12 protein-coding genes, 1 pseudogene and 1 riboswitch are annotated in these 12,874 nt (G+C 66.8%); of the genes and pseudogenes, 11 read left to right on the top strand and 2 right to left on the bottom strand.

Annotation, left to right across the window (positions count from 1 at the left end; translation table 11 throughout):
* Positions 1-44: 44 nt before the first annotated feature.
* From BM070_RS02690 to BM070_RS02680, 3 genes are all read left to right on the top strand, one after another.
* A complete protein-coding gene (locus BM070_RS02690; RefSeq protein WP_434803160.1) occupies positions 45-1,172 on the top strand; it encodes an aromatic ring-hydroxylating oxygenase subunit alpha in 1,128 nt (375 codons plus the stop codon).
* A gap of 130 nt (positions 1,173-1,302) precedes the next feature.
* Positions 1,303-1,635 (top strand): DMT family transporter, encoded by a 333-nt coding sequence (locus BM070_RS02685; protein ID WP_092937350.1) that lies wholly within the window; start codon positions 1,303-1,305, stop codon positions 1,633-1,635.
* Between the two features lie 15 nt (positions 1,636-1,650).
* Positions 1,651-2,355, top strand: a complete 705-nt coding sequence (locus BM070_RS02680; RefSeq protein ID WP_245785087.1) for an NBR1-Ig-like domain-containing protein — start codon at positions 1,651-1,653, stop codon at positions 2,353-2,355.
* A 99-nt stretch (positions 2,356-2,454) separates the two neighbouring features.
* Here the strand turns inward: BM070_RS02680 and metH are convergent, their stop codons facing one another.
* Both metH and BM070_RS02670 read right to left on the bottom strand, forming a co-directional pair.
* The gene (gene metH, locus BM070_RS02675) at positions 2,455-5,190 is read right to left on the bottom strand and encodes a methionine synthase (RefSeq protein ID WP_092937346.1); all 2,736 of its coding nucleotides are present in this window, start codon (positions 5,188-5,190) and stop codon (positions 2,455-2,457) included.
* Between the two features lie 35 nt (positions 5,191-5,225).
* Positions 5,226-5,350: riboswitch (S-adenosyl-L-homocysteine riboswitch) on the bottom strand.
* A gap of 40 nt (positions 5,351-5,390) precedes the next feature.
* Positions 5,391-6,176, bottom strand: coding sequence for a hypothetical protein (locus tag BM070_RS02670; protein WP_092937344.1), 786 nt, complete (start codon positions 6,174-6,176; stop codon positions 5,391-5,393).
* 326 nt (positions 6,177-6,502) lie between these two features.
* Here BM070_RS02670 and BM070_RS02665 point away from each other — a divergent pair, with 326 nt between their 5' ends.
* The 8 genes and pseudogenes from BM070_RS02665 to BM070_RS02630 form a co-directional block, all read left to right on the top strand.
* The gene (locus tag BM070_RS02665; protein ID WP_092937342.1) at positions 6,503-7,285 is read left to right on the top strand and encodes a FadR/GntR family transcriptional regulator; all 783 of its coding nucleotides are present in this window, start codon (positions 6,503-6,505) and stop codon (positions 7,283-7,285) included.
* The gene (locus tag BM070_RS02660) at positions 7,282-8,097 is read left to right on the top strand and encodes a transporter substrate-binding domain-containing protein (RefSeq protein WP_092937340.1); all 816 of its coding nucleotides are present in this window, start codon (positions 7,282-7,284) and stop codon (positions 8,095-8,097) included. Before BM070_RS02665 ends, BM070_RS02660 begins: the two co-directional genes overlap by 4 nt.
* A 61-nt stretch (positions 8,098-8,158) precedes the next feature.
* A complete protein-coding gene (locus BM070_RS02655; RefSeq protein WP_092937338.1) occupies positions 8,159-8,872 on the top strand; it encodes an amino acid ABC transporter permease in 714 nt (237 codons plus the stop codon).
* Complete coding sequence (locus BM070_RS02650; RefSeq protein ID WP_092937336.1) at positions 8,869-9,522, top strand: amino acid ABC transporter permease; 654 nt, start codon at positions 8,869-8,871, stop codon at positions 9,520-9,522. The genes BM070_RS02655 and BM070_RS02650 overlap by 4 nt, the downstream gene beginning before the upstream one ends.
* Positions 9,509-10,246 carry an amino acid ABC transporter ATP-binding protein gene (locus BM070_RS02645; RefSeq protein ID WP_092937334.1) on the top strand — a complete coding sequence of 246 codons (738 nt, stop codon included), beginning with the start codon at positions 9,509-9,511 and terminating at the stop codon, positions 10,244-10,246. Before BM070_RS02650 ends, BM070_RS02645 begins: the two co-directional genes overlap by 14 nt.
* Positions 10,243-10,791 (top strand): ureidoglycolate lyase, encoded by a 549-nt coding sequence (locus BM070_RS02640; protein ID WP_092937332.1) that lies wholly within the window; start codon positions 10,243-10,245, stop codon positions 10,789-10,791. The genes BM070_RS02645 and BM070_RS02640 overlap by 4 nt, the downstream gene beginning before the upstream one ends.
* Positions 10,792-10,991: 200 nt before the next feature.
* Positions 10,992-12,335, top strand: a complete 1,344-nt coding sequence (locus tag BM070_RS02635) for an OmpP1/FadL family transporter (protein WP_092937330.1) — start codon at positions 10,992-10,994, stop codon at positions 12,333-12,335.
* Between the two features lie 39 nt (positions 12,336-12,374).
* Positions 12,375-12,874 (top strand): annotated as a pseudogene (locus BM070_RS02630) (IS5 family transposase); the annotation flags it as partial.

The following is a 12,874-nucleotide window of genomic DNA, read 5'->3' as shown; positions in this document are numbered from 1 at the left end:
CTTCTAGCATGGCCTACACCTATCCAACGACAAGGAGATTGGCCATGTGGCGCTCAGAATCCATCACCGTTCACCCGGTGAAACAACCGATGTCCCAGTTGCCCGTACAGGCCTATTTCAGCGATGAACTGCTGAAACAGGAGGATCAGCAATTGTTCAGGCAAGGTCCGCAGTATGAGGGTCATGTACTGCTGGTTCCTGAGCTCAATGACTATTGCGTGCTGCCTCACCGCCACAATGGGATGACGCTCTTTCGTGGCGCGCATGGAGTCCAACTCATCTCCAATGTCTGCCGTCATCGGCAGGCCACCATCTTGCAAGGGCGGGGCAATGCCAAGCGTATCTCCTGTCCACTGCATCGATGGACTTACGGTACAGACGGCTCGTTACTCACGGCTCCACGCTTCGAGACCAAGCCATGCCTTGCGCTTGAAACGTTTCCCACCGCTACCTGGAACGGTCTGCATTTCACGGGCGCCGGTCTTGAGAATGCTGTTGCCGGAATTCCCTCGGATCTCGCCTATCTGTTGTCGTTCGACGATATGCACTTCGGCCACATGGAGGTCCATGAATGCAATTACAACTGGAAGACCTTTATCGAGTTCTACCTGGAGGACTACCATGTAGCGCCCTTCCACCCTGGTCTGGGACGCTTCGTGTCTTGTGACGACTTGCAATGGTCTTTCGGCAAGCTGTGGAGCATGCAGACCGTTGGCTTTCACAAAGGGCTGCTGCAACCGGGTGACAGCGAGGTGTATCGCGGCTGGCATGAGGCCGTGTTGCGCTACCACGATGGCCAACTCCCGGCGGTAGGTGCCATGTGGTTTCTTCTCTATCCCAATCTCATGATCGAGCGCTACCCGTTGGTCACCGTGATTTCTACAGTCCACCCTCGCGGTCCCCTTCGCTCGGTGAACGTCGTCGAGTACTACCACCCCAACAAGCTGCGGCAGTTTACGGATGGTGCGCGCATGGCCGAACTGGCTGCCGAGGCTTATCTCGAAACTGCGGTAGAGGACAACGAGATCGGCGAACGTATGCAGGAGGGGCGTTATGCGCTCATGTGCAGGGGCAGCACCGATGCCGGCCCTTACCACGAACGCCTGGAAGCAGGCATGGCGCATTTTCATCGCTATCTGCGCGAGCAGATGGGCGATGCTTGCTGGCGTTGAAGCCTTTCATCACGTCGGCTCTTTCTTCACGCCGCTTGATCTTCTGCTAGTCTCTAGGCCGTTCGAGGTACCGCTCTTTTTTCTCTCGGTCGCGCCCGGTACAGGTGCATCACCGCAGGGAAAGTGCCTCATGAACCAACAAATCCTCGCTTGGCTCGTACTTGCGGCCAGCGTGTTCGCAGAAGTGCTCGGCACATTTGCATTGCGTTACGCCGAGGGCTTCACCAGACCCCTGCCTTCTGCTGCCGTAGTGATCTGCTATGGCAGCGCTATTTGGTTGATGTCCCTTTCGATCAAGCATCTTGAAATGGGCCTTACCTATGCCGTATGGGCTGGCTGCGGCACTGCTCTCACGGCGGCCTTGGGCATTATCTGGTTCGACGAATCCTCCGGGCCCCTCAGGCTGGCAGGCCTGGGCTGCATCGTTCTGGGCGTGATAGCTCTGAACCTCAGCAGCCACTAGTAGGAGAACGGCACCATGGTGATCTGGGGTGATGCCTTGCCAGAACCCAGTCTCAAAGCACTGATGCGCCAGCGCTCGCGCGACTTGGGCAAAACATTCACCGCTCTGGCTGCAGAGGCAGGCTTGGCGCGTACCTATTTGTACAAGTTGGCAGCCGATAGCGGTGTGGACCCGTCTATTGGCACGCTGGCCCGGTTGGCCCATGCGCTGCAGGTATCTCCTGTTGCCGTGTTACGGCACTATGTGGCGTTGGGCATTGCGGGCCGGAGGCCTCGTCCACCAGTAACCAGCACCAGCATTTCGCGGGGCATCCGAATGCCGGCCGACGCAGTGGTATTCAATGCAGATATCACCATCCCGGACCACATGGCGGTGCGTGGCGGCGAAGCATTCCGCAAGGTCTGGGAAGTCCAAAACGTCGGGCAGGCCGCTTGGGCCGGCCGCCGGCTGATCCGTGCCGACGATGAATACGTGATTGCGAGATCAGGCGGCAGCGGCATGCTGCAGCCCCTCGTGCATGCCTACCTCGTGTCTATGCATCGGGAAGTCGCTATTCCTTACACCCCGCCGGGGGGCTGCGTCCGTTTGACCGTAGACTTTGTGGCGCCAAGCGAAAACTGCTCAGTCGCTTCAATCTGGCGCATCCATGATGCCGAAGGTCGGCCCTGCTTCGGGCCGGAGTTTTTTCTGCAGACCATCGTGACCGTGCTCGTGCAATGAGCGGATGCAAAACGGCTTTCTTGGTGGGACGCCTACCGTGCCCCACAGCCTCCTAAGACAGATGTCATCGGCGTTTTTTTGCTGCCGTCAGTCCGTAGATCACAAATTCGGCGCCAGCAGCCGCGCCAGCACTGCCTCTTCCATGCCGCGCCGCTCGGCCATGTCGTGCAACTGGTCTTCGCCGATCTTGCCGACGTTGAAATAGACGCTTTCGGGGTGGCCGATGTAGAAGCCGCTCACGCTGGCGGCCGGGGTCATGGCCAGGCTTTCGGTCAGGCCCATGCCGATCTCCTCGCACTGCAGCACGCGGAAGAGGTCGGTCTTGGCGCTGTGGTCCGGGCAGGCGGGGTAGCCGGGCGCGGGGCGGATGCCCTGGTACTTCTCGGCGATCATGTCTTCGTTGCTCAGGGCTTCGCCGGCGGCGTAGCCCCAGAGGTCGGTGCGCACGCGCTGGTGCAGGCATTCGGCGAAGGCTTCGGCCAGGCGGTCGGCCAGGCTTTTCAGCATGATGGCGGAGTAGTCGTCCAGCGCGTCGATGAAGGCCTGTTCCTTCTTCTCCACGCCCAGGCCGGCCGTCACGGCGAAGAGGCCGGCGTAGTCGGCGATGCCGCTGTCCTTGGGCGCGACGAAGTCGGCCAGGCAGCGGCTGGGGCGCGTCACGCCGTCGATCACCTGCTTTTCGGTCTGCTGGCGCAGGCCATACCAGGTCATGGCGACTTCGGTGCGCGATTCGTCGGTGTAGAACTCGATGTCGTCACCCACGCTGTTGGCGGGGTAGAGGGCCAGCACGCCGCTCGCGCTGAGCCAGCGGCCTTCGACCAGCTTCTTGAGCATGGCCTGGCCGTCGGCGAAGACGCGCTGGGCCTGCTCGCCCACGATCTCGTCGGTGAGGATGGCGGGGTACGGGCCGGCCAGGTCCCAGGTCTGGAAGAAGGGGCCCCAGTCGATGTACCGGGCCAGCTCGGTCAGGTCGAAGTTCTTGAACACGCGGCGGCCCAGCAGGCGCGGCTGGCGCGGGCGGTAGGCGCTGAAATCGACGGGCGTGCGGTTGGCGCGGGCCTTGGCCAGCGGCCACATGGGCGTCTGCTTCTTGTTGGCGTGCTGGGTGCGGACCTTGTCGTAGTCGGCGTTCAGCTCATCGACGTAGTGCTGCGCGCCATCGCCCAGCAGGCTCTGCGCCACGCTCACGCTGCGCGAGGCATCGGGCACATAGACGACGGGGCCTTCGTAGTGCGGCGCGATCTTGACGGCGGTGTGCACGCGGCTGGTGGTGGCGCCGCCGATGAGCAGCGGGATCTTCTTGATGCGGAAGTGGTCGTCCTTCTGCATCTCGCCGGCCACGTACTGCATCTCTTCCAGGCTGGGGGTGATGAGGCCCGACAGGCCCACGATGTCCGCGCCCTCGACCTTGGCGCGGGCCAGGATCTCGTGGCAGGGGACCATCACGCCCATGTTCACCACCTCGAAGTTGTTGCACTGCAGGACCACGGTGACGATGTTCTTGCCGATGTCGTGCACGTCGCCCTTGACGGTGGCGATGACGATCTTGCCCTTGCTGCGCACGTCGCGGCCGGCCAGCTCGTCCTGGCGCTTTTCTTCCTCGATGTAGGGAATGAGGTGGGCCACGGCGGACTTCATCACGCGCGCGCTCTTGACCACCTGGGGTAGGAACATCTTGCCGGCGCCGAACAGGTCGCCCACGATGTTCATGCCGTCCATCAGTGGGCCTTCGATCACGTGCAGCGGGCGGCCGCCCTTGGCGAGGATCTCGCGGTAGGCCTCTTCCGTGTCTTCGGTGATGAAGTCGGTGATGCCGTGCACCAGCGCGTGCGCCAGGCGCTCGCCCACGGTCTTGGGGTGCTCGGGCGTGCCGCGCCATTCGAGCTTCTTGCTCTCGTCCTTGGCGCCGCTCTTGGCGGTCTCGGCGATCTCGACCAGGCGCTCGCCCGCGTCGGGGCGGCGGTTGAGCACCACGTCTTCCACGCGCTCGCGCAGCACGGGTTCCAGGTCGTCATAGACGCCCACCATGCCGGCGTTGACGATGCCCATGTCCATGCCGGCCTTGATGGCGTGGTAGAGGAACACGGTGTGGATGGCTTCGCGCACCGGGTCGTTGCCGCGGAAGCTGAAGGAGACGTTCGACACGCCGCCCGAGACCTTAGCGCCCGGCAGGTGCTGCTTGATCCAGCGCACGGCCTCGATGAAATCGACGGCGTAGTTGTTGTGCTCTTCGATGCCCGTGGCCACCGCGAAGATGTTGGGGTCGAAGATGATGTCTTCGGGCGGAAAGCCCACCTCATCGACCAGCACGCGGTAGGCGCGCTCGCAGATCTCGATCTTGCGCGCGAAGGTGTCGGCCTGGCCCTGCTCGTCGAAGGCCATCACCACGGCGGCGGCGCCGTAGCGCTTGACGAGGCGCGCCTCGTGCTTGAACTTCTCCACGCCCTCCTTCATGGAGATGGAGTTGACGATGCCCTTGCCCTGGATGCAGCGCAGCCCGGCCTCGATCACCTCCCACTTGGAGGAGTCCACCATGATCGGCACGCGGGCGATGTCCGGCTCGGAGGCGATCAGCTGCAGGAAGCGCACCATGGCCGCCTTGCTGTCGAGCATGGCCTCGTCCATGTTGATGTCGATGACCTGGGCGCCGTTCTCCACCTGCTGGCGCGCCACGGCCAGGGCCTCTTCGTACTGGCCGTTGAGGATCATGCGCGCGAAGGCCTTGGAGCCCGTCACGTTGGTGCGCTCGCCGATGTTGACGAACAGCGTGCCCTCGCCGATGGATACCGGCTCCAGGCCGGACAGCTTCATGGGAGGGAGGGAAACAGCGGACATCAGGCTCACCTGTGCAATCGGTTGGGGGATGAAACAACAGGTGAGCGTCGTTGGAACGAAGGCGCAAAGCTGTGGGGCAACGGCCGGCCCGAGCCTGACGCCGCCGGCGGCTTTCATTGAAAAGCAAGGGCCGGCGTGCGCTGCAACGCTCCTCGGGGGGCGGACAATTTTAGGGCAACGCTGGCCCGTCCGCCGCGTGCCTACCGCACGGGCAGGAACTGCAGGAAGGTGCCGCCCAGCAGGTTCTGCACATAGCTGATGGCGGCGCGCCGGTACTTCTCGGCCACCACGGAGGCCAGCAGGTCCAGCCGCGCGATGATCTTGCCGTATTCGCGTTCGAAGCTCAGGTTGCGCACACCCGGCGCGATCTCGTCGGCCAGCAGCAGCGGCTGGCCGGTGGCCGCATCGCGCCGCTGGGCGATGAGCCACACGGCGATCTCCACGTTGCGCGCCGCGTTGTAGAGGTGCTGCGCATCCAGGCTGTCGATCAGGAAGAACTCGGTCTTGCCGCCGTGCGCGGTGATGATCATGTCGGCCGTGGCCCAGGTGACGGCGGCCACCCGGTCGCCCGTGAATTCGGGGCTGAGCGCCAGCGCCAGCGCGGCGATGTCGCGCCGGCCCTGCAGCGGCGCCCAGGGCTGGCGCTGCTCCACGGCCTCGCGCACGCGCTGGCCGGCCTGGATGCGGCCCGGCAGCTGGCCGGGCGCCAGCGTGCCCTTGCGCCACTCCGCCGGGTTGCGGCGGTAGAGCTTGTCCATCAGCAGGTAGAGGCTGTCGAGGTTTTCGCGCATGGCCAGCGTCGCCATGCGGTTCACGTCGGACTGCGCCAGCTCGGTGGACTGCAGGCCGGCCGCCTGCACCTCGCCCCGGTCGGTGTGTGCAGGCGTGCCGCAGCCGGCCAGCAGCAGCGCCGCACCGGCCAGCGCGCCGCCCTGCACCAGCAGGCGGCGGCGGGCAAGCGGGGTGGTGGTGTCCGTCGTTCGCATCAAGCGCTGATTATGGGCAGGTGCCCGCAGCGGCCCGGGCGCGCAGGGGCGGGCCGGTGCACGCCGGCGTGCTGCACCGCACCAAAGGCAGGCGGCGCCGGTGCATGGCAGGGCGCGGCGCGGTGCGCTTTTGCGGTGCGAATGGATGGCAAAAAGCGACTGCAGCGCTTGTATTACCAGGGTTGTTTGCTCCTCTTTTTGAAGTTGGCACGCTAATCGCTTTGAGGGTTGCAGTGGTCTGACCAGTCAGACCGGTTGGACCAGTCAGACCCCTCTAAGCCAAGCAAGCCAACAAGCACGCATTCACGCCCCCGCAAGCCGCATCCATGCACGCCCGCATCCCCTCCTCCATCGCGCAGACGCTGCAGCAGCAGATCCTGAGCGGCCACTACGCCAGCGGCAGCACGCTGCCCGCGCAGCGTGAGCTGGCGCAGCGCCTGGGCATCAGCCGGGCGTCGCTGCGCGAGGCGCTGTCGGTGCTGGAGACGCTGGGGCTGGTGGACATCCAGCCCGGCCGCGGCGTGATGGTGCGCGGCACGCATGCCCAGGGCGGCGACCGCGCCCACCGCGCCTTCGCCGCGCCCGAGATGGGCACGCTCTCGCCGCGCCAGCTGATCGAGCTGCGCCTGGTGCTCGAACCCGGCTGGACGGCCCTGGCCGCCACGCGCATCGACGCGGCGGCCCTGCAGCAGCTGCAGCGCCTGCAGCAGCTGCAGTCCGAAGCGCTGCAGCGCAACGACCTGCTGAGCGCGGCCGAGACCGACCTGCATTTCCACCTGCTGCTGGCCCAGCTGTCGGGCAACCCGGGCCTCGTCGCCATGGCGCGGCAGCTGGAGCCCGCCATCGCCCACAGCCTGCGCCTGCCCTTCGCCCGCACCGGCGCCGACGACCAGCCCGCCCGCGAGCACGAGGCCATCCTGAAAGCCCTGTGCGCGGGCGACGCCGAAGCCAGCGCCGAAGCCATGCGCGCGCACCTGCTGTCGGCGGCCCAGCGCGGCGGCATCGACATGGCCGCGCCGCCGCCGCTCGCCGACGCTGCCGTGCCGGCGGCCTTCCGCCTCGTTCCCCACCCCTCGTTCCCGTCCCCTGCTGAAGGAGTTTTCCAATGATCCGCACCACCCTCTCCTCTTCCCGCCGCAGCGCCCTGCGCACCCTGCTGGCCACCGCCGCCTTCGCGGGCGCAGCCTTCGGCGGCGCGGCGGCCCATGCCGACGTGCTGGCCAACATCCAGAAGGCCGGCGTGATCCGCGTGGCCATTCCGCAGGACTTCCCGCCCTTCGGCTCGCTGGGCACCGACCTGAAGCTGCAGGGCTACGACATCGACATGGCGCACCTGGTGGCCAAGGAACTGGGCGTGAAGCTCGAACTGGTGCCCGTCACCAGCACCAACCGCATCCCCTACCTGACCACCGGCAAGGCCGACCTGGTCATCTCCAGCCTGGGCAAGAACGCCGAGCGCGCCAAGGTGATCGACTTCACCCAGGCCTATGCGCCCTTCCCCAAGAGCGTCTATGGCCCCAAGGAAGCCGTCATCAAGGGCCCGGCCGACCTGGCGGGCAAGACCATCGGCGTGACGCGCGGCTCCACCGAAGACCTGTCGCTCACCAAGCTGGCCCCGGCCTCGGCCACCATCAAGCGCTATGAAGACAACAACGCCACGGCGCAGAGCTACCTGACCGGCCAGGTGCAGCTGGTGACGCTGGGCAACATCGTCGCCAACGCCGTGAACGAGCGCACCAAGCTGCGCCAGCTCGACGCCAAGTTCGCCGTGGAAGACACGCCCTGCTACGTGGGCGTCGCCAAGGGCGAAGAGCCCCTGCTGCAGAAGGTGGACGCGATCATCGCCAAGGCCAAGGCCGACGGCCGCCTGAACGAGATGTCGCAGCACTGGATGAAGCTGCCCCTGCCCGCAAAGATGTAAGCAGGCAGGGCACCGACTCCTCACCGAAGGTCCATTGGACCGGAACCGGAAGAACACCTCCATGGCATATGCATTCGACTTCGGCGCCGTCTTCGACTACAGCGGCATGCTGGCGCAGGGCGCCGCCTTCACGCTGGGGCTGACCACGGCCGGCGCCGTGCTGGGCGGCATCATCGGCGTGGCCGGCGGCGTCTGCCGCGCCTGGCGCATCACGCCGCTGAACTGGCTGTTCAAGCTGTACGTGGAGGCCATCCGCAACACGCCCTTCCTGGTGCAGCTGATGTTCGTGTTCTTCGGCCTGCCGTCGCTGGGCCTGCAGCTCAACGAATGGCAGGCCTGCCTGCTGACCACGGTGGTCAACCTGGGCGCCTATCTCACGGAGATCGTGCGCGCCGGCATCCAGGAAACGCCCCGCGGCCAGATGGAGGCCGCCAGCGCCCTCGGCATGAGCCGCTGGGCGTGCTTTCGCCACGTGGTGCTGCGGCCCGCGCTGCAGAAGGTCTGGCCCGCGCTCAGCAGCCAGATCGTCATCGTGATGCTGGGCACCTCGGTGGTCTCGCAGATCGCCGCGCAGGACCTGACCTTCGCCGCCAACTTCATCCAGTCGCGCAACTTCCGCGCGTTCGAAACCTACATCGTGGTGACGGCGCTCTACTTCGCGCTGGCCCTGGTGCTGCGCCAGGCGCTGGCCTGGGTGGGCCAGCATGTCATCGTGGCGCGCCGCACGCCGGCCGCCGCCCCACGCCCCGCTGCCGCCGCCGGAGACGCCGCATGATCGCCGACATCCCCCTGCTGCCCATCCTCCTGAAGCTGGCCGACGGCCTCTGGGCCACCCTGCTGCTGTCGCTCATGGCCTTCGCGCTGGGCGGCGCGGGCGGCCTGGTGGTGCTGTTCGCCCGCGTGGGCCGCCACCCCGGCCTGCAGCGCGTGAGCCGCGCCTACATCCAGCTCTTCCAGAACACGCCGCTGCTGATGCAGATGTTCCTCGTGTTCTTCGGCGCCTCGATGGCGGGCTTCGACGTGTCGGCCTGGACGGCCGCCGCCGTGGGCCTGACGCTCTACACCAGCGCCTACCTGGCCGAAGTCTGGCGCGGCTGCGTGCAGGCCATTCCCAACGGGCAGTGGGAGGCCTCGTCCAGCCTCGCCATGGGCTACTTCCAGCAGATGCGCCACGTGGTGCTGCCGCAGGCCGTGCGCCTGGCCATCGCGCCCACCGTGGGCTTCTCGGTGCAGATCGTCAAGGGCACGGCCGTGGCTTCGATCATCGGCTTCGAAGACCTCACCAAGCTCGGCTCCATGCTGGCCAACGCCACCTTCCAGCCCTTCCTCATCTACGGGCTCGTCGCCGCCGGCTACTTCCTGCTGTGCTGGCCGCTGTCCGCCTATGCATCCCACCTGGAGAAGAAACTCTATGCCGCTCGTTGACGTCTGCGCCGTACACAAGTACTACGGCGACAACCATGTTCTCAAGGGCGTCGATCTGCGCGTGGAAAGCGGCCAGGTCGTCGCCATCATCGGCCGCAGCGGTTCGGGCAAGAGCACGCTGCTGCGCTCCATCAACGGGCTGGAATCCATCAACGACGGCCAGATCGTCGTCGATGACGCGGTGCTCAAGGGCTCGCAGGCCACGCCCGCCCAGATGCGCGCGCTGCGCCTGAACGTGGGCATGGTGTTCCAGCAGTTCAACCTGTTCCCGCACCTCACGGCGGGCGAGAACGTGGCGCTCTCGCCCGTGGTGGTCAAGGGCGTGAAGAAGGCCGAGGCGCGCCAGCTCGCCCGCGAGATGCTTGCCAAGGTGGGCCTGGCGGAAAAGTACGACGCCTACCCCGATCAGCTCAGCGGCGGCCAGCAGCAGCGCGTGGCCATCGCCCGGGCCCTCGCCATGCAGCCCAAGGTGCTGCTGTGCGACGAGATCACCTCCGCGCTGGACCCGGAGCTGGTCAACGAAGTGCTGGCCGTGGTCAAGCAGCTCGCCACTGAGGGCATGACGCTCATCATGGTCACGCACGAAATGCGCTTCGCGCGCGACGTGGGCGACCAGCTGGTGTTCATGCACCAGGGCCGCGTGCACGAATGCGGCCCGGCCAAGGAGCTCTTCGCCAACCCGCGCACGCCGGAGCTGGCCGGCTTCATCGGCGCGGTGCAATGAGCGCCTGGCAAGCCGTGGCGGATCTCGCACAGGCCGCAGGCCACGCCCTGCCCGTGCAGCCGCTCACGGCCGAGGCCTTCGCGCCCTACGGCCAGGTGATCGAGCTGGGCGGCAGCGGCACGCGGCAGATTCCCATCAACGACGGCCGCTGCATGCGCCACCACGACCTGGCCCGGCCTCTGGCCGCAGCGCCCGGCGCCGTGGCCTTCAGCCTGTTCGATGCCGCCGCCACCGTGCTGCCGGCGCGGCTCACGCTGATGGAGCGGCACCGCCTGGGCAGCCAGTCCTTCGCGCCCTTCGGCGCCGGGCTGCAGCTGGTGGCCGTGGTGGCCGATGCCGCCATCGCGGCCGACGCGCTGGGCCCGCAGCACCTGCGCGCCTTCCTCACCAACGGGCAGCAGGGCCTGCAGCTCTCGCCCGGCGTGTGGCACCACCCGCTGCTTTCGCTGCAGGCCGGCCCCTGGCTGGTGGCCGACCGCATCGCGCCGGAGGTGGACTGCGACGTGGTGCGCATCGACGCCTGGGGCGTGGACTGCGGCGGGTAACGCCCACGGGTTCGCCGGCCATGCTGCGGTTTCCATAGCGCACTGCGCAGGCGGAACAAGGGCTGGTGGCCTGTTTCATTGCAGGAACCCGGCGCCGCGTCCAATGCGGTGCGCGATGATCGATATGCGGCTTTCTTCGTGGCTGCGGCGCTGCGGCCTCTTCAGCATGCAGGCTTTGAACCTTCCAAGCCCTGCCTGCCATGCCGACCGCATCGAACCGCCGCCCCGCCTTCCGTACCCCTGCCCGCACCCTGGCCCGCCGCCGGCGCGGCTCCGTCTCCGCCGCATCCGCCGCGCTGCTGCTCTCCATCGCCGGCCCGGCCCTGTGGCCCGTGGCGGCCCACGCCACCAACGGCTACTTCTCGCACGGCTACGGCGCCAAGGGCCTGGGCCAGGCCGGCGTCGGCATCGCCTGGGGGCAGGACGCGCTGGCCGCAGCCACCAACCCCGCCAACACCGCCCTGGTGGGCAACCGCGTCGATGCCGGCGCCAGCGTGTTCCTGCCGCGCCGCAGCGCCAGCATCGTGGGCAATGCCTTCGGCCCTGACGAGAGCTACGGCGGCAACGCGAGGAAGACCTTCCTCATCCCCGAATTCGGCATCACCCGGCAACTGTCGGACCAGTGGGGCGTGGGCATCGCGGCCTACGGCAACGGCGGCATGAACACCGACTACGAACGCAACCCCTACGGCCGCTTCGGCGCCCAGGGCCGGGCCGGCGTCAATCTGGAACAGCTCTTCATCACGCCCTCGGTGGCGTGGAAGCCCAATCCGCACAACAGCTTCGGCGTGGGGCTGAACCTGGCCTACCAACGCTTTTCCGCCAAGGGCATCGGCATCTTCTCGGGCTTCTCGTCCGCGCCGCAGCAGGTGAGCGACCAGGGCACCGACAGCAGCCTGGGCGCCGGCCTGCGCCTGGGCTGGACGGGCACCGTGGCGCCGGGCGTGACGCTGGGCGCCACCTGGGCCTCCAAGATCCGCGGCAAGTTCGACGACTACCGCGGCCTCTTCGCCGACGGCGGCCGTTTCGACGTGCCCGAGAACTACGGCATCGGCATCGCCTGGCGCCCCAACGACGCGTGGACGCTGGGCGCCGACGTGCAGCGCATCCGCTACAGCCAGGTCGCCGCCGTGGGCAACCCGCTCGCGCCGCTGCTGCGCGGCGTGCCGCTGGGCGCGGCCGGCGGCCCGGGCTTCGGCTGGCGCGACGTCAACGTGGTCAAGCTCGCCGTGGCCTACCAGGTCTCGCCCACGCTCACGCTGCGCGGCGGCATCAGCCACGCCACGCAGCCCGTGCCGTCCAGCGAGACCTTCCTGAGCGTGCTGGCGCCCGGCGTGGTGCAGGACCACCTGACGCTCGGCGCCACCTGGAAGACCGCCAGCGGCCTGGAACTGACCGGCTACGCCGCCCACGCCTTCGGCAAGACGGTGCGCGGCAACGGCTCCATTCCACCCGGCAACCCGCCCGCCGGCTTCGGCGGCGGCAATGCCGATGTGCGGCTGAAGGAAACGCTGTTCGGCGTGGCGGTGGGTTGGACCTTCTGAGAGCCTGTTTACGATCTTTTTAGAGCCGACAATTGCTTGGTGAAAAGAAAGCCCTACCCAAGCGACATAAGCAGAGAGAAGTTCGCCGAGATCGAGCCCTTGTTGCGCAGCGTTCGGCGCAGTACCAAGCCCATAGAGCTGGATCTCTACAAGGTGTTCTGCGCGGTGCTCTACCTACTGCGCACAGGCTGCCAGTGGAGGTTTCTTGCGCCGGAGTTTCCCAAGTGGCAGAACGTGTATGCGTACTGGCGCAAGTGGAGCGAGCCTGACCTGCACGGGATAAGCGTGCTGGAGCAGGCCCTCAAAAAATCAGGTTGGCGCGGCCCGCGAGAGACTGGGGCGCAGCGCCTCGAGCGCGCTCTTGATCGTGGACGCACAGAGCGTGAAGAACACGGATACAGCGACCCACAAGGGCTATGACGCGGGCAAGAAAGTCTCGGGCGTCAAGCGCCACATTGCAGTGGACACCCAAGGGCTACCGCACGCCATTGCAGTGACACGGCAGAAGTGACGGACCGCAAAGGAGCCTTGCAGGCGCT

The sequence above is a fragment of the Paracidovorax wautersii genome (genome assembly GCF_900113035.1).
Classification (GTDB): domain Bacteria; phylum Pseudomonadota; class Gammaproteobacteria; order Burkholderiales; family Burkholderiaceae_C; genus Paracidovorax; species Paracidovorax wautersii.
The sequence above is the reverse complement of the archived record's forward strand: the minus strand, read 5'-3'. Positions and strand labels throughout refer to the sequence as shown.